The 17,142-nt window shown below is 34.1% G+C and carries 16 protein-coding genes; 10 read left to right on the top strand and 6 right to left on the bottom strand.

All coding sequences use genetic code 11. The features are described from left to right. Positions 1 to 54: 54 nt before the first annotated feature. The 9 genes from PXD56_RS01430 (at position 55) to PXD56_RS01390 (ending at position 9,782) form a co-directional block, all read left to right on the top strand. Positions 55 to 222 carry a hypothetical protein gene (locus tag PXD56_RS01430; RefSeq protein ID WP_276491575.1) on the top strand — a complete coding sequence of 56 codons (168 nt, stop codon included), beginning with the start codon at positions 55 to 57 and terminating at the stop codon, positions 220 to 222. Between the two features lie 22 nt (positions 223 to 244). Further along, the gene (locus PXD56_RS01425) at positions 245 to 1,078 is read left to right on the top strand and encodes an EcsC family protein (protein ID WP_276491574.1); all 834 of its coding nucleotides are present in this window, start codon (positions 245 to 247) and stop codon (positions 1,076 to 1,078) included. Positions 1,079 to 1,748: 670 nt separating this feature from the next. Beyond that, positions 1,749 to 3,359 carry an oleate hydratase gene (locus PXD56_RS01420; protein ID WP_276491573.1) on the top strand — a complete coding sequence of 537 codons (1,611 nt, stop codon included), beginning with the start codon at positions 1,749 to 1,751 and terminating at the stop codon, positions 3,357 to 3,359. Between the two features lie 472 nt (positions 3,360 to 3,831). Next, positions 3,832 to 4,263, top strand: coding sequence for a hypothetical protein (locus PXD56_RS01415; RefSeq protein ID WP_276491572.1), 432 nt, complete (start codon positions 3,832 to 3,834; stop codon positions 4,261 to 4,263). Between the two features lie 330 nt (positions 4,264 to 4,593). Then, a complete protein-coding gene (locus PXD56_RS01410; RefSeq protein WP_276491571.1) occupies positions 4,594 to 6,456 on the top strand; it encodes a hypothetical protein in 1,863 nt (620 codons plus the stop codon). A gap of 57 nt (positions 6,457 to 6,513) precedes the next feature. Beyond that, entirely contained in the window at positions 6,514 to 7,152 is a 639-nt protein-coding gene (locus PXD56_RS01405; protein ID WP_276491570.1) for a hypothetical protein, read from the top strand. A 172-nt stretch (positions 7,153 to 7,324) separates the two neighbouring features. Further along, positions 7,325 to 7,825, top strand: a complete 501-nt coding sequence (locus PXD56_RS01400) for a hypothetical protein (protein WP_276491569.1) — start codon at positions 7,325 to 7,327, stop codon at positions 7,823 to 7,825. A 632-nt stretch (positions 7,826 to 8,457) separates the two neighbouring features. Next, on the top strand, positions 8,458 to 9,180 hold the full coding sequence (locus tag PXD56_RS01395; RefSeq protein WP_276491568.1) for a 3'-5' exonuclease: 723 nt from the start codon (positions 8,458 to 8,460) through the stop codon (positions 9,178 to 9,180). A gap of 92 nt (positions 9,181 to 9,272) precedes the next feature. Next, on the top strand, positions 9,273 to 9,782 hold the full coding sequence (locus PXD56_RS01390) for a DUF3124 domain-containing protein (protein WP_276491567.1): 510 nt from the start codon (positions 9,273 to 9,275) through the stop codon (positions 9,780 to 9,782). A 5-nt stretch (positions 9,783 to 9,787) separates the two neighbouring features. On the opposite strand, the gene PXD56_RS01385 is transcribed toward PXD56_RS01390, so the two are convergent. Both PXD56_RS01385 and PXD56_RS01380 read right to left on the bottom strand, forming a co-directional pair. Further along, positions 9,788 to 11,986 carry a S8 family serine peptidase gene (locus PXD56_RS01385; protein ID WP_276491566.1) on the bottom strand — a complete coding sequence of 733 codons (2,199 nt, stop codon included), beginning with the start codon at positions 11,984 to 11,986 and terminating at the stop codon, positions 9,788 to 9,790. 163 nt (positions 11,987 to 12,149) lie between these two features. Beyond that, the gene (locus PXD56_RS01380; protein WP_276491565.1) at positions 12,150 to 13,127 is read right to left on the bottom strand and encodes an endonuclease/exonuclease/phosphatase family protein; all 978 of its coding nucleotides are present in this window, start codon (positions 13,125 to 13,127) and stop codon (positions 12,150 to 12,152) included. Positions 13,128 to 13,292: 165 nt separating this feature from the next. On the opposite strand from PXD56_RS01380, the gene hflX reads away from it, so the two are divergent. Continuing rightward, complete coding sequence (gene hflX / locus PXD56_RS01375; RefSeq protein ID WP_276491564.1) at positions 13,293 to 14,504, top strand: GTPase HflX; 1,212 nt, start codon at positions 13,293 to 13,295, stop codon at positions 14,502 to 14,504. 279 nt (positions 14,505 to 14,783) lie between these two features. Here the strand turns inward: hflX and PXD56_RS01370 are convergent, their stop codons facing one another. The 4 genes from PXD56_RS01370 to PXD56_RS01355 all read right to left on the bottom strand — a co-directional run bounded on the left by PXD56_RS01370 (position 14,784) and on the right by PXD56_RS01355 (position 17,087). Continuing rightward, the gene (locus PXD56_RS01370) at positions 14,784 to 15,710 is read right to left on the bottom strand and encodes a DUF3078 domain-containing protein (RefSeq protein WP_276491563.1); all 927 of its coding nucleotides are present in this window, start codon (positions 15,708 to 15,710) and stop codon (positions 14,784 to 14,786) included. A gap of 71 nt (positions 15,711 to 15,781) precedes the next feature. Further along, the gene (locus PXD56_RS01365; RefSeq protein ID WP_276491562.1) at positions 15,782 to 16,288 is read right to left on the bottom strand and encodes a DUF2480 family protein; all 507 of its coding nucleotides are present in this window, start codon (positions 16,286 to 16,288) and stop codon (positions 15,782 to 15,784) included. Positions 16,289 to 16,324: 36 nt separating this feature from the next. Beyond that, positions 16,325 to 16,657 carry an SUF system Fe-S cluster assembly protein gene (locus PXD56_RS01360; RefSeq protein ID WP_036151130.1) on the bottom strand — a complete coding sequence of 111 codons (333 nt, stop codon included), beginning with the start codon at positions 16,655 to 16,657 and terminating at the stop codon, positions 16,325 to 16,327. Positions 16,658 to 16,661: 4 nt separating this feature from the next. Next, entirely contained in the window at positions 16,662 to 17,087 is a 426-nt protein-coding gene (locus PXD56_RS01355) for a SufE family protein (protein ID WP_276491561.1), read from the bottom strand. Positions 17,088 to 17,142 lie beyond the last annotated feature (55 nt).

Below are 17,142 nucleotides of genomic sequence, written 5' to 3'. Positions count from 1 at the left end.
ATTTTCAGCACTACGTTTCATACACAAACACATTATCAAAGTTCAAAATAAAGGATGATATTAAAAAGAATTTTATTGATTGCTATTTTTGGAGTGGTATTCCTAGGTTGCGAAACTGACTCGCCACCTTGTGAAAATGGGTATATAGAATTACCAGGTCAAAATGGACCTGTTTGCGTGCCTGAAGAAGAGGTAAGAGCTGTTAACATGTCAACCCATTAAGTTCAAATAAAGAGTAAATAATATGCTGGTAAAAAATACCATTTCTAGTGAAGACCTTGAAACCATTAAAAAGTGTAAAGCTTCAATGGAGCATATTGGTTGGGCTATAAAAGGAGTTAATATTGTTGGAAACTCTTTAGAAACAGGAGCTAGATTTATTCCTGAAAAAGCGTTAAATGTCCTTCAAAAATCTACAGAAAAAATATTGTTGGGTTTATTAAGGGCTAATCTCCTTACCATTTCAAAAAACAAACCGTTAAAAGAACCTTCTAGTATTACGTATAAAGCTATAGTTATTGGCTCAGGAACAGTGGGTGGTTTTTTTGGTTCAACTACAGGCATTGGAACAGCCATTTTCGCTTCTGAAATGACGATTACCACGAAGTACATTTTACGCAGTATTATGGACATAGCTAGAAGCCAGGGTGAGGATATATATTCCCTTGAAGGGCAAATGCAATGTATGGAAGTATTTGCGTTAGGGGGCAAGTCTAAAGATGATGATGGTATGGATACAAGCTATTATGCAGCACGCGCTGCTTTGTCATCAACATTAAAGAATCTTACTTCGGCTAGCTTACAAGCGGCTATCAACACTGCAGCAAATAGTTCTGTTGTTTTTGGATCTAGTGCTTTGAATAAATTCATCACCCAAATAGCAGCGAGATTTAGTGTATTAATTAGCGAGAAGTTTATGGCACAAGCTGTTCCAATTGCCGGAGCACTAGGTGGCGGTTCTATGAACTTTATTTTTATCAATCATTTTCAGAAAATGGCTACTTCACACTTTACACTAAGAAGGTTGGAGCGTAAATATGGTGAAGATGTTGTGAGGAAGGCATATTCAAAAATCTAAAATAGTTTTATAATAATATTAATAAATTGGAGGATGAATTTCCCACTCAAAAACAAACCAGCTAGTTTGTGAAGTGCCTAAAAGACTCCTTTAACTTCGTTTGCCTTGCGTTTTATCGATACAATTGTAATTGCTGTCGTTATTTTCAGTGATTTACTACACATTTCAGCCGCAAATCACCGACTAGATAGTCGGTTTAGTGTTTTAAGGCAATTATCTTCTGAGTGTTATTAATAACTAATAATACACAGTTTATACGTGTCCTTTATAAACAAAATACCGCTGCCGAACAGAAAAAAATACTCACTTTTTGTTCTTTCAAATGAATACTTAATACCACCTATTTTGGTATAAATTAAATATAAGTTGTAAAAAACATGGCAAGTGTTCTGCTATAACAAATACGCAAGTTTCTACATATATAAACTTATCAGACTTTACTGACTTAAGTCATTCTTTATCGTTTTAGCTAAAGCTAATTTTGATTAGGATAAAGTACCGTAACACGACAAGAGAAATAAATAATTATTTGATTCTGAGTTTTTCAGAATACCCTACAAATTTCTTTAAGGTCTGGTTTGTTCTTACAAGATTAGTCGCAAAACAATGGAAACTTAAGTTACAACGTACTCTTAAACATTTTAAAACATTATTCAAACAATTATAAATTATGAAGGATTCTAATATTTATTTAAATGGCTTAGGACTAAGTGCATTATCAGTTGCTGTCTACTTAATTCAGAAAGCAGGTTTTAAACCAGAAAACATTCACATTTTTGAAAAAAACCCAGAGACTGATTTAGTTGGTGGGTCAATGGATGCATCTGTTAAAATGATCGACGGCAAACCGGTTTACCTTATGCGTGGAAGCCGTATGTACGAAGACAAAGTATATTGCTGCACAAAAGAATTATGGTCATTAATACCTTATGACGAACTTGGGTCTTGTTTAGACGACTATGAACGTAATGCTGCAGAATGCAATATGAACACGGTGGTTAGACTACTACATGCAAATGGGGAGAAAGATTCTGGACACGACTTTGGGTTAGGTACTACAGAAGCACTTCAAATGGCTAGATTAATAGAGATACCAGAATCAAAGATTCCGGCAGACGCTAAAATCACGGATTATTTCAGCGAAGATTTTTTCAAAAGTAATTATTGGTACATGTGGCGTGCTCTTTTTGCTTTTCAGCCATGGCATTCTGCGATAGAGATGAAACGCTACATGAAACTATTCTACCACCGTATGTCTGATATGGAGAAAATGACCTCCTTAGAACGTACACGTTACACAAACTACCACTCCTTCATACTACCTGCTATTAAGCTTATAACAAAGAAAGGAGTTAAAATACATTATAACACTAGTATTACAGATGTAGACTTCAAAGAAAGTGATGGTAAACGTTGGGTAGAACGCCTACATCTAAGAAATGCAGAAGGTAAGACCTTAGATCCAATAGAAGTTAGACCAGAAGACAAAGCATTCTTGACAATAGGCTCTATTGTATCAAATTACTCTTATGGTTCTCATGATGAGCCTGTTTCTACAACACCAGTAGAAAAACCAGGCGAAGCTTACGAATTATGGCAAAACATAGTAGCAAAACAAGCAGACCTAGGCAGACCAGACCGTTATTTGCGTGACGTTTCACTTTCTAGAATGATGCACTTTACGGTAACTTTTAGAGGAAACCTCTTTGAAAGAAAATTTCAATGGTTAGTTGAACGACCAATGGGAGTTCAAAGTCCCTTACCTCTAACACAATCTCCATGGATATTGCATGTACACACCTATCGTCAACCTTTTTTCCCTGGTCAAGCGGCAGATACTTGTGTAATTTGGGTTTCAGCATTAGGTGAGGACAATATTGGTCAATTTGTAAAAAAACCAATGTACGAATGTACTGGAAAGGAAATCTTAGAAGAGCTTTTAGGGCATTTATGGGGAGATTTAGACGAGACTGAAAAAACTGAACTTCTAGAAACATCTTACTGTGTTCCTTGCAGACTACCCTACGGCATCTCTCAGTTTCTACCTAGAACCGAAGGTGATAGACCATCAGTAGTACCTAAAGGCTCTCAAAATTTTGCACTCTTAGGGCAATTTGTAGAAATACCAGACGGTATAGTTTTTACAACTGAGTACAGTGTTCGTGGAGCTATATTAGCAATTAACCAATTAGTAGACCCGTCTATTGAACCACCTAAAATGTACTTTGGTCAATACCATATATGGGATAACTTAAAAAATGCAAAAGCATTTTTAGGTTAACCACGCCAACTTTTTCTATCTTCAAATCAGCGGCGTTTTTACCGTTGATTTGAAGATTTATAATTAGAAAGCATTATTGCATTTTAAAGATGCTATAGATACCGATTTTCAATCTTACCTACCATATGTTCTAAAAAAACACTGAGGCAAAATAGCTACTATAAACATACTTCAGCTATCAAAAAAAGAGCCTTTAATTAATGAGCACCAAAACAGCGACCAAAAACACTCATTTTAATAGTGAAAAATAGACTGATTGTTCCGTTAATTTTTTTTACTATTTCTATAACATATTATATAAACAACTGTGGTTTTTACTTACAGAAATTGCTTATTAATTGTAGGTTTATTCTTTAGTGGTATATTAGTGAACAACTAAAATAAACTATTACTTATATTCTTAGATATTGGGAGTGTATATGTAATTGTGTATTTATACGATTGTTGGCATTAATGTAAAAAGACTTTCGAGATGATATTTGACATTTTTAAGAAGAAAAGGACAAATGACCAGTCCGTGGCTGCAAGATTGACGGACATTATGAATCAGCGACCGAATAATCTTCATATGGTAATTTATATCAAAGACCAGATACTTTTTCAAGTAATGCCTGCAAAAAACTTTAAGGACAAAGGATTGAATGCTCAAAATCCAAACGACTTTGTTGCTATTCACTTCTTCAACAAGAACAAAACTCTGACATTTGATAAGTTGGAGAAATTAAAAAGCCTTGACCTTGAAAAAGACTACTTCCGCTATGAAGATCCACAAGGAAACTTCAACTACTTAAAAATAATAGGACAGAACCCAATTGAAATAGAAAAAGAGATTTATGCAAACTTCAAAGATATTTATGAGTTGGACGATTTTAAGGAAATTACGATTAACTACGCAGACTATTAAAAAATGAAAACACTAATGCCAATAAGATATATAGCCAATAGAACATTTAGAAATAAATTGAAAGTCCTGTTCTTTAAGCAAGCAACGCCAAAACAAAGTTTTGACGTTTAACAAAAAAGAAAATTAAAAGTAAAAACGTTTGTTTTGACTTAGCGGCAAACCGAAAGTGAAGAGCTTAAAATCTGCCCTACTGTCCATACATAGAAGTTGTAAGTAAGTTTAAAAAATAATTCAAATATTAAAAATCAAACCCATTAATCAAAAAATCTTATTCCGATTATATAATGAAGTATTTTAGTGTTTTTACATCATTACCAAAACCAAATTAATATGACTGCGTCTCAAAAAAGATGGACTTATTACCTAACCCAGTTTCTTTTTTTAAGCTTATTTCTTTCGTGTTCATTCGAATTTTCTGAAGACCATTTTGTCCATTTAGAACAACCAGAGTCTAATGCGATAATGACCGTATCTTCATTAGAAAACAATATGATTGTTTCTCAACCCATTACATCAAATTATATTTTTAATGGCAACGACAAGCATCGACTGTATACTGTAAACATAGCAATAGACAATCAAGGAATTTTGGGAAGCACCGAGACCAATGGCTCTTTTGAAATTAATCCCGATCCGTTATCGGAAGGTGAGCATGAGGTTATCATTAGATTTCAATATTCATCTGGCTCAAAAAGTCTAGCAGACCTCAATGAACTTGAGCGCTATGAAGGCATATTACGTTACACAATAATCGTTGATAAATCTAGTCCCAAACCAATAACAATCTTAGGAGTAAACGTAATAGATGGCTCAATATATGTTAATTGGAATTTAACCGAGGACAATATTTATCAGGAAGCCTTTTTAAATGTTTATCCGCCGGATGATTACCCAGCCAGAAGAAAAATTGAACTCAATCAAGAAATCATTAATAGCTTGCAGTTCAATGACACCATAAGTACCGATTTGGCAATGGACTTTAGTATAACCTTAAAAAATAGATATGGTGAAATAGAAGGTGAAAGAGTCAATTTAACGCTAGAAAAACCAAATATGTATGGAGAAATTATAGACGGTTCAAGTTATAAACTTATTTGGGAAGAACATCCGCTCTATAATAATTTTGACAATTACAGTTATAATGTTCGCCCAAACAACACTTTTGTTACACTTAGTAATAGAGGGGGTGAATATATAGTAAACGATGACCCAACTTTTGGACAGCAAGAATATCATTCTCTTAACTTGCAAAGAAATGACAGTGGTTTGAACTTACATCATGTATCTGAACGAATACATTTTGGTAAGACTTTTGACGTACCTTGGGGTCAAACTTACGCTTTCAATAAAGAAAGAAACTCAATTTTTACTGTAGTTTTAGATGGATCAAGCTCTTATAACGCACCAAGGGACGTAATGTTATATGAGCTAGACCCAGAAAATCTAGAAGTGCTAAACTCAAAGAATCTCTTCACTATTTATGACAGTTATGTCGATTTAACAATTAATTCAGTAACCAATGATCTTATTATAGATTTATTCGACTCATCTTTTATTGTTGACTCATCTTCGTTGAACATCAAAGAAACGATTGAATCAACCGATTATGTATCCGCTTCAAATTTTATATTTACCCGTTTAAGAAACAAGTTTTTAATCATTGAACGATACAACGGCAGTGATGTCTCAATCTACAATACTGAGACTGATCAACTGTTATATCAAGACACAGTGAATTATTCATTTTTTATCGCCGATGATGGATCTGCCCTTTTTAATCAAGGATCAATATATCTACTTAATAATCAATCTTATGAAGTTATTAAAGAAATAGAAAGGATAAATAACGTTTCAGCCCATGAGGCTATTTTTATTCCAGAAAAACAATTATGCGTTTATAGCAATGTTTATGGCAATCCTGTAATTTATAATTACGGGCAAAATACTTCAACAATTGTTTCTGAAATTACTAACATTTATAATATAAAATATGACGTCGTAAATGAAAAGCTAACCATGTTTCAAAGAGACTATGAAGGTTATCAGATTGATATGGCCTATTTGGTCAATTTAAATGGTCAAGTAGAAAAGTCTTTGGAGTGTTTTGAAAACAATAATGGATTTCAATATTATCCTTTGGACGGTAAACTTATTTCTAATCAAGGTATTTTCTTAGATACTTATTTCAACTAAACATTTATGAAGTCTATTTTTTTCATAGGATATATTATATTTTTTCTTTCCCAAACAATGAACGCACAAAGTGGAAAGCTATTTTTTGAATTTAATTACAATACTTTTGCCCATACGTCACTAAAAAACTTTCAAGAAGAGTTTAAAAATGATTTGGGTGAAATACCCATTCAAACAACAGACGATTTTCCTGGAAATTTTGGTTTTAGTCTAGGCTATGAGTTGGTAGATAAAAATGTGCTCATTTTTGCCAGTTATAACTCAACGGGCGGAAAACTATCTTATTCAGACTATTCAGGTTTAATTCGAATTACAGAAGAGTTAAAAGGGTATACTTTGGGTGTTGAATATTTGATACCTCTCTCTGAAACAGACAATTATTTCACCTTAGGTTTACGGGGTTTCGGAATGTTCACTACCATGAACTTAGAAAACTACTACCAAATATCAGAAAGCGTATCTCAAGATGGGTTAGAATTTCAATCTGCAAACTTAGGGTTAGGTGCGCGTGTATTATATGAATACCCCATTTCTTTCTTTATTATTAGAGCATCAATAGGTTTTGATCTTACTTTTGGCGGTTCGCTTACTTTCAAAGAGAATAGTGATTTTCACTTAGAAGATAATAATGGTAAAAAAGTGAAAACAAATTGGACTGGCTTAAGAACAGGTATTGGTTTTGCAATCCCATTTTAAAAACACTTCAAAATTGTTAAAACTAAAAAGCCCACAAATAAGAGAAACTAAACAGATTATAAGGCAAAACAGAAAGGTCTGTACATTTATACCAAGTGGCTAAACCTTATCGAATTAATTCTGGACCAAAAACAAAGTTTTAAGCTTTAGCTATAAGCTACAAATTTGAAAAATGAAAAAAATATTTGAGCTTGCAATAATTCTCTTGACAATAGGATGTGCTTCTCATAAAAAAACTAATAAACTTACTGCTAAAATACAATGCGATAAAAATTTCTATTTTGCTTACGACGATCGAAGTGATTTTGAAAAATTTAAATACGAAGGTCAACCTGTTATTGGAAATTCAAATTCTCCTGATATTAAACAAACTTTCATCAAATCAATTCGTGTACTAAATAATGAAACGGAAATGTCACTAAATTTTATTGACTCTAATATGTTACCCTCTAATTCTGAGATTTTTGCTAGAGTGCGTATTGAAGATATCCGTCTTATAGCAGGCATATCAAGCGGAGTACTTGAAGTAGATCTCTTATATCAAATGGATGGTAAAAAAATATACTTAACGGGGAAAAATAAAGTACATGTTGGCTTCAATAAAAAAGGAATTTTATTTAAAGTTATAAAAAACGGACACTACCTTTTTATTTCATCCATGTGTTCTCCTTAACAATAAAGTTATAACACTTATAGTTAAGCTGTATCGCAATAAGAAGTCATTAATGATGACAATTCAATTACGGCAATTATCTTCTTCAAGACCGGGTTATCATTAACGTGACTGAAAATAATCAATGAGAAAAAACACTAAAATTTTTGTTATTTAATAGGGAAATAATCAAAAAGACGAGACGAGCAATCACCAAATGAAGGTGGTTATTTTTTACTTTATATATAAACAATTATAAAATTATACATGATAGCCAAGACATTACTTTAGTCCATTAATCAAAGTCGAATTCCATATAATAGAGCAGCAAGATTTAGTCCAAAACAGCAGCTTTTTTCATTCAAAAAACAAACCACATGGTTTGTTCCATACCTAAAACAGCCATTTACCATCACACTTCTTGTATTTCATCGATATAATCATAAACGCCGTCGTTGGTTACTGAAATTCTCCCCTAGTTGTACTAGTAAAAAATAGACTGGTTGGTCTTTTAGCTTTTTTTCAATTGACATAGATGTGCTGGGTTACTTTAAAGTATTTCCAAATCGATTCCAAATTAAAAAGACAGTTATTGTAAGTAAGAAAACAAGGAAATTACCATAATTTCCTACTTATTAGTATCTTACCTTTCTATGCCCGATAAAATACATCTTGAAAATATCTTGTTTTTAGATATAGAAACCGTACCAGAAAAAAGCTCTTTTGACCAGTTAGATGAAACCACACAAGAACTGTGGGCACACAAATCTCAGTACCAACGCAAAGATGCTATAACTGCAGAAGAGTTTTATGAAAGAGCAGGAATATGGGCAGAATTCGGTAAGATCGTTTGTATATCCGTTGGGTATTTTACCATTCAAAAAGAAGCACGCAGTTTTAGAATAACCACATTTCATGGGGAAGAGATCAAATTGCTTCAAGACTTTAAAAATCTGTTAGATGAGCATTTTAACCATGTAAAGCATGTACTCTGTGCACATAACGGTAAGGAATTCGATTTTCCGTACATAGCCCGCCGTATGATTATTCACGGTATATCATTACCTCAAAAACTAGACTTGTTCGGTAAAAAACCATGGGAAGTTCCGCATATAGATACCATGGAACTGTGGAAATTTGGAGATTACAAGCATTATACTTCGCTAAAGTTAATGGCACATGTATTGGGCATACCATCGCCCAAAGAAGATATTGACGGCAGTATGGTGCGCGTGGTATATTATGAACAAAACGACTTAGACCGTATTGTCACCTATTGTGAGTTAGATGTACTCACTACGGCACAAGTGTATTTAAGGCTTAGAAATCAACCGCTATTGACCGATATAGAGGTTAAGAAGGTTGCTAATGAATAGCATCACGTTAAAATTAGCATCAGCCGATATAAAAACAGGACTAATGGTGTAATTTTGCTGGTACCATCATTTGTTGTAAACAAACCATACGTATGAAAAAAGTCATCTTATTATTCTCTGTAGTTACTCTGCTGGCCAGTTGTGTTCAAGAAAAGGAAATAAGTTCTATACATCCTGAAAACTGGACAAATAGAAAAGCGACCATCAATGCTAAAGACTCTTTGGAGTATGGTAAATCCTATTTATCTATCTATTCTCAAATTTATAGTAGTTCTGAGCATAAGACCCATAATTTAACCGCAATGGTAAGTCTACGCAATACCAGTGACGTCGACACTATTTACATTACCAAGGCAGAATATTTTGATACTCATGGCGTATCATTAAGAAGTTACTTTAGTCACCCTATTTATTTGGCTCCTTTAGAGACTGCCGAGATTATTATAGATGAGATGGATATTGAAGGTGGTACCGGCTCTAACTTTATTTTTGAATGGCATGCCCCAAAAGAATGTCCTGAACCATTGTTTGAAGGTGTAATGAACTCTACCGTTGGCCAACAAGGTCTTTCATTTACTACACAGTCCAGGAGAATAAAATAATATTTTTAATATTTATAGAATTTTGTGCTTTTACTTAAAGAAGCATCTTGAATTTGCAATACATACAACCCAGAAGGTAGATCGGACACATCTATAATAGAATCTGATGCTTTGTCTGCCTTTAACGGTACACCGCTTACACTCATTATTCTATAAGTAGTGTTTTCTGAAGTTTTTACGCTTAAATGAATTTCATTTACAGCCGGATTTGGATATACACTAAATGGTACCATAGATTCTTCATTTATTGAGTTTAATTTTTCTAATTCTGTATCTTCTCCCTTAAAAGTAAATGTAGCAACATCACTATACTCAGATGCTATGTTTTGAGAACAGAAGGTTCTTAATCTAAATGAGTAAGTAGTGTCTGCCAATAAACCTTTCCAACTAAAGTTGTTTATAGAAATATACTCTGTAGTCCATTCCTCTTGGTGTATTTCTTTGTACTGAATTTCATATAATGCGTCTTCTGATGCGTTCCATCCTAAAGTTACATTACTCATATCCTTTTCATCAAGATTAACCTCTGGAGCGTTAATAGAACATGTTGTCATTGTAACACCAGAAACAATTAAAGAAAAATCTTGTATATCATTTACAAGCGTACCTTTATGAGTTACCGTAATAGTATAGGTACCATTAGCATTAGGAATTTCAATTCTTTCAAAGGGATCAACTTTATTATCCCCTTTAGTTGCATTGCTTTCCGCCTTTGCAGGATTCAATTTCCAAGGTAAATATGCTTGTCCGTTTTTTGTTACCCTAATATCAAGATCGTTTACCAATGCAGCGGTAGTATTATTCAATTCACCTGAATTAATGTAACTAGATTGTACATCTGTCCAAGAAATTGAAGCGATCAACGTTTCATTACCCGCTGCGGTAACATCAAAAGAAAACGAACTTCCATTTTCTAAGGACTCTTCAGCAACATGACTTGAGAAATCTTTATTGTTCAATACTTCGGCAGCCTTTTTAGAATTCATGATACCCCATCCTAATTTATAATCAGGACCTACGGCTTCAACATCATCAGCTGTATGTAAAGCCAAACCTTTTAAGGTTGCCGCTTTCATATATTTACCATATAATTCTTTGTTGTATTGTTGTAATAATAATAAAGACCCTGTAACACCTGGTGTAGCCATAGACGTACCTGATGAAGTTTCATAACTACTATTGCTAGCAGCATCTGTAGAAAGTATAGCACCACCGTTACCTGCAATGTCCGGCTTTATTCTACCATCATCAACAGGACCAAAACTACTATACGTACAAACATCTGCGCTTTTTAAATTTCCGTTTCCGTCAATTTTAGAATTGGCACCGGCAACTGTAATATTATTTTTTGAAATTGTAAAACCTAACAATACATCAAAACCATCTGCAGACTGCCCGTATGTAGGTTCTAGATTATCTCTACTCTTTTGGGCATTACCCGCAGCGGTAACCATTAAATAATAAGGTGCATTGTACATTATCTTGTCCCAATCTTGTGCTACCTTGGTGTAAGCTCCAAAATACCAATCTGGTACACGACTTGCTTTTATACCATAAGAATGGTTAGAAAGAAGAAGACCTTCTGCAGCAGCTTCGGTTACTTCTATTTTGTCTCTTGTCCAATCATGCGTTACAACTTTGGCTTTGTTAGCTACACCTTTAGCATCTCTTTTTATCCCTGTAGATATAATACTACCCGTTACATGGGTTGCATGTGTATCTATTTCAGAACTTTCATCACCTATAGAAACTCTAGATGCATACTCTATGTGATTCTTTAAAGCAACACCGGCATCCCATACTCCTACTTTCATGCCGTCACCATCTAAGTGCAGACCAAGCAAACCATCTGTATTCAACGTGCTTGCCCTTGAAACTACACCCGCCTGATCAGAATAAGTTTCATAATATAAAGGACTTCCATCTTCACCTATAGCTTGCAATTCAACTTTTTTACCGTTAGCTAAGGTTTCCTTGATTTTCCAATTGTTTAGTTTAGCTACCTTTTGTAGTTGTGTTCTTTCAAGCGCATACTTAGAAACCAAATTAGATTTGAATTTCGCAAGTTCAATTTTCTTATCATTAGCCTTAATATTAAGACGTTCTGTTGAAATTTGTCCGTTTGCAACATTTGCTGTCACGATAACGAATAATAGTATTAATAAGATACTATAAGTACGATCGGTGGTATTGTACGTATTCATCTGTAGGTGTTTTGTAAGATTTGGACTACAATAATACCAACCTTGTTTAAGGTTTCGATGAATGAACAGTTTTATTCGACGAATTACTTAAACATAGTGATGAACCTGTTGTGAAAACATCAATTTATGATGTGTAGGATTATTCTCTCGATTAACGGAGCTTTTAAGAATTAAAAGTAAACATTGCGTAGACTGGAAAATGATCACTATAGCCCCCCATATACCGATCCGAAACAAAAGTTCTGTAGGGCGATCCTTTATATTTTCCTTTTTTCTCTTTCAACGATTTATGGTCAAATATAGCTGCACTATCAAAACTGTGCGTATTTTTTTGATAGTTAAAAAAAGAATTGGATACCAAAATTTGATCGAACATGTTCCATTTATTACCATAGATAGAGGAGCCTGTAGTATCAGGTATATGCAAAGTCTCAAAAGGATTGAACAAAGCTGCCTCTGATTTTAAAATCTGCATACTCTTTGAAGAGGGGTCATCGTTAAAATCGCCCATAACAATAATATTAGGGTCTAATTCCGTTTCCTTTAGAATTTGAATTTTCTCGACAATCTCATTAGCGGCAATAACCCTTTTGTATTCCGTCTCTACGCCACCATCTCGTCTAGACGGCCAATGGTTTACAAAAACATGTACTAGTTCTTTATTTAATTCTCCCTTTACATATAGTATATCTCTAGTAGTATCTCTTATTCCGCCAGCGTTATCTACCAAAAGCGTTAAAGGCTCTGAATGTAATACTTTGAAAAATCGCTTTCTGTAAATGAGACCAGTATCTATTCCCCGTTCATCGGGAGAATCGTAATGTATGAATCCGTAATCCAAGTCGTCTAAAGCATCAGTATTTAGCAACGCTTTAAAAACACTATTATTTTCAGCCTCGGCAACACCTATTAATGCAGGAGGATAAGGATGATCCTCTGCGCCTATCTTAACTATGGTCTTTGATAATTTATCTAGTTTACGTTGGTAGCGTTCAACCGTCCATTTTTTTGCCCCATTTGGTGTATAATCTTTGTCCAAAATCTTAGTATTACGTTCTGGATCAAATAGATTTTCTAAATTGTAGAACGCAACCGTATAGCGCTGTTTTTTAGTCTTTTTCTTAAAAAATGGAAATCGCATATATATTTTTAATGGGTAACGGACCTATGACAAAAACATTTGAAAACCATAATTGAAAAATTGAAGGTTCAGTAAATGTCTCAGCGTATGTAATCTCGATTATCGAGTCAATAAAAATACGAAATAGCTTATCGGTAATTGCTTAATTTTGCACTTTACGGAAATATGATAGAAAAGAAAAGTATAGATTATGAAAAAGCGGTTCTTATTGGTGTTATCAATAAGGAACAAAATGAAGAAAAAGTAAATGAATATCTAGATGAACTAGAGTTCCTTACTTATACGGCAGGCGGTGAGGTAATCAAGCGGTTTGTTCAACGTATGGATGTTCCAAATCCGAAAACACTTATTGGAAGTGGTAAAATGGAAGAAGTGGAACGTTATGTACAAGCTCATAAAGTAGGATCCGTCATTTTTGATGATGAACTTACACCAGGTCAACAACGTAATATAGAAAAACAATTACGTTGTAAAATCATTGATCGTACAAGTTTAATATTGGACATTTTTGCACAACGTGCACAAACAAGTTATGCCAGAACACAGGTAGAATTGGCACAATATGAATACTTGTTACCAAGACTAACCGGATTATGGACGCACCTTGAGAGACAAAAAGGGGGTATTGGTATGCGTGGACCCGGAGAAACGGAAATTGAGACAGATAGACGTATTGTACGCGACCGCATCACCTTACTTAAAAAGAAGCTTAAGAAGATAGATCGCCAAATGGAAACCCAAAGGGGTAACCGTGGCGCATTGGTACGTGTTGCCTTAGTTGGGTATACCAACGTTGGTAAGTCTACCTTAATGAACGTCATTAGTAAGAGTGACGTGTTTGCCGAGAACAAACTGTTTGCAACATTAGATACTACCGTAAGAAAGGTAGTTATAGGAAATCTACCATTCTTATTAAGTGATACGGTAGGATTTATTAGAAAACTGCCCACACAGCTTGTAGAAAGCTTTAAAAGTACTTTAGATGAAGTAAGGGAAGCAGACTTGTTATTACATGTAGTAGATATCTCTCATCCTCAGTTCGAGGAGCATATAGCATCTGTAAACCAAATTCTATCTGAAATTAAAAGTTCAGAAAAGAAAAGCATCATGATCTTTAACAAGATCGATCAATATGAACATGAAACTATTGATGATGATGATTTAATAACGGAACGTACGGGGAGACATTTTACCATTAATGATTGGAAACAAACTTGGATGGAAAAAGTGGGCGACCGTGCCATTTTTATTTCTGCACTGAACAAAGAAAATTTAGATGAATTTAGAAAACGTGTGTATGATGAAGTTAGAGATATTCACGTAACTCGCTTTCCATATAATAATTTTCTATATCCAGAACATTTAGATGAGTATTAGACACCGATTATAATCAAATTTATGTAGTTCATCGATGAAATTAAACCGATGGTAAATCTCACCACATTATGAGATCAGTTCACAACATAAATTGTTTGCAACAAGACCATATGCATTAATTTTACAGTGTACTTAAGATAAGTCTTGACCCCAAATCGATATTTAACTTATGAAAACTAAAAAGTAAAACCCCAAATTTTACGATAATACTTAACCGAAAAAAGCCCTCTAATTAGAGGGCTTTTTTATTATATGTAATTTTCTAAATACTATCTAAGACTACAAAGCGTAGTTAAGACCTACTAAGAAATACGTTTGTAACTTGTTATCAACAGTATCAAAAGTAGTAGCTGTTTCGCCTAACGTACCAACTGCATAATTTAAAGCTTCTTGCTTGTTGTCACGTAAACCGAATTCAAAACCTAAACCAATACCGTTCCATAACGTGTAACCAAATGAGTTGATCCAAGTTAAGTTAGAAAGGTCACCGCTCTTATAGCTTTGAAACATAGAAAGGTTAGACTTAAAGTTTACCGCTCCAATTTGTCTCGTGTAATCAGCAACAATTTTAGCACCTAAAGAAGATTCAAAAATTGCATCGTTATCACTAAATACAAAGTTGTAGTTTAATGGGTGAATTACAACAACTAAATCAGCAATAGGAGTCCAAGTAGCACCAACACCTAAGTCAAGGTATCCTGGATCGTTAAAGTTATTTAATATTGTTGTTCTGTACTCACCTAAACCAGAAATAGCCCACTTTTCGCTAAGCTTTCTTCCGTAAAGAGAAGAGATGTTGAATACATCTGTACCTTGCTTAAAGCTATCGTCATCAGTATCATCGTTCTTATCATCGAACTTTACCCATCCTAAATTAATGTTACCAGTGTTTCTCCAAAAGAATTTCTCTTCGTTTAAATTAGCAAAGGCATTCACGGTTACACCAATGTTACCAGAAGATAAATCTGGAGTACCTTGACCGTACCAGTTGTTAAAGCTGCTTAAGTTAGCACCAATAGTACCGAATGCACCTAATTTCCATCCTGGCAATGCATCTATAGCACCTTGAATAGCGTCAGCTCTTCCTTGAATAGCTGCGATAGAATCATTTGCTGCACTTAATTGACCTTTTAGTTCTTCTTCTGTCTGAGAAAAACCAACAGTTGCAACAAATGCAAGAGCTAGAGTTAATACAATTTTCTTCATAATAATCAATGTTTATAATTTATAGTGGCGCAAAGGTACTAATACTTCACAACTTCTTTAAAAAGGTTTTGTTATTTTCTTTTATATAATGGCACAGAAGAGCAAGCTTCACCGTACATAATGGACTTTACAACGGGTTTTAATCGCTCTGAGAGAAATAGATAAGCATTGGCAGGAACCGGTTTATTGCTACAGCCTTTTATGATTACCAACTTATCTTGATACTCAGAAATATCAATATTCTCTATTATAGATTGATATATACTGGTCTCTAAATCTACCAAAGTACCTTGAATTGCTTTTTTTGCAATTCCGCTAAGCTTAACACTTAACAATAAATAAGCCCAACCGGGCACAATAGCATCAGTAGAACAGTGCATGGCAACATATGCACCTTCATATTGAGACCAATCATGAGCATCTACAAAAGCCCTGAATTCCTTTTCCTTTAAAATAAAACCTTCAAAAAGCCAATCTTTAATATCTAGCACTACTCTATTACCCTGCGGATAGTAATCTTCCAGGTTAAAAGTAATCAGTTTGCTCTGGGCAACTTTATTTACGATTTCATCTTGCATACCGGCATATTTTGAATAGGAATGGAACTTCTCTTATTAAAGAAGACCTAATTCTAATTTTGCTTCTTCGCTCATTAAATCTTGTGTCCAAGGTGGATCAAAAGTAATTTCAACCTCAGCATCTTTAATAGCATCTAACGACTTTACTTTCTCTTCAACTTCTGCAGGTAAACTCTCAGCTACCGGACAGTTTGGAGAAGTTAGTGTCATTAAGATTTTAACTTCATTATCTTCATTCACCAAAACATCATAGATCAACCCAAGTTCGTAAATGTCTACAGGAATTTCTGGATCATAAATGGTCTTTAAAATCTTAACTATTTTCTCTCCTAATTCTGCGCTGTCTTCAGCTATATTTTCATCACTCATAATCTTATTCTTCAATTTGTGTTTGATACGCCACTGCGTATAACTTCAGTTGTTTGATCATACTTACCAAACCATTTGCTCTTGTTGGCGACAAATGCTCCTTTAACCCGATTTCATCAATAAATTGCGTATCGGCATCTAAAATATCCTGTGGTTTCTGATTACTAAAAGCCCGAATTAGAATGGCAATAATACCCTTGGTAATGATAGCATCACTATCTGCTGTAAAAATCAGCTTATTATCTTCTAGATCTGCATGTACCCAAACTTTACTTTGGCAACCCTTAATTATATTATCGTCAGTCTTAAATTCTTCTTTGATCAATGGAAGCGATTTGCCCAGTTCTATCATATATTCATAGCGCTGCATCCAATCATCGAACATGGAAAATTCGTCTATAATCTCTTCTTGTATCTCTTTAATTTCCATTGCTTTATTTTATGCAAAAATACGATAACAATTGAAGGATTTCAAACCTTAACAT

The sequence above is a fragment of the Maribacter zhoushanensis genome (genome assembly GCF_029350975.1).
Classification (GTDB): domain Bacteria; phylum Bacteroidota; class Bacteroidia; order Flavobacteriales; family Flavobacteriaceae; genus Maribacter; species Maribacter zhoushanensis.
The sequence above is the reverse complement of the archived record's forward strand: the minus strand, read 5'-3'. Positions and strand labels throughout refer to the sequence as shown.